General features: G+C 66.3%; 1 protein-coding gene. It reads right to left on the bottom strand.

Annotated elements, in window-relative coordinates:
- Positions 1–581 (bottom strand): ABC transporter permease (locus AC6CHP_RS20720; protein ID WP_498232050.1); only part of this gene is annotated, 581 nt, incomplete at both ends.

The raw sequence follows: 581 nt of genomic DNA, 5'->3' as shown, positions 1-581 counted from the left end.
GCGTCGACGTAGAGTTCGTTGCGGACCGACTGCACCGCTGACCGGGTCAGCCGGAAATAGGACGGGCTGATCAGGATCCCGAACGCGATCATCGCGATCCACACCGAGGGCCCGAACGCTGCACGGATGGTCAGCAGCACGATCAGGCCCGGCAGGCTCATCAGGATACTGACCACCCAGTTCGATACCGCCTCGAACCTGCCCGCGTAATAGCCCGCGACCAGCCCGGCGGGCAGGCCAATACCGATCGCAACCGCCGCGCACAACAACGCCGACAGCAGCGTCAACCGTGCCCCAAACAGCAGCCGGCTCCAGACATCCCGGCCGGAACTGTCCGTGCCCAGGATGTTCACCTCGTCCGGAGCGGCAAGGGTCTTGGAGATGTTGGCGAAGTTCTCATCAAACGGGGCCAGGACATCAGCGAACACCGCCAGCAGGGCCATGCCCAGCAGGATGAGCATCGCGATGACGCCCAACGGGTTCCGGAACAGGCGCTTAAGCACCGTGGAACGGACCACCGTCCCGGACTGGCCCGCACCCGGACCGCCGGCAGTACCGGGGGCGGGGGCGGTGCTGGTGCC

The organism is Pseudarthrobacter sp. GQ63 (genome assembly GCF_059758765.1).
This window is presented reverse-complemented; position numbering and strand designations above follow the sequence as displayed.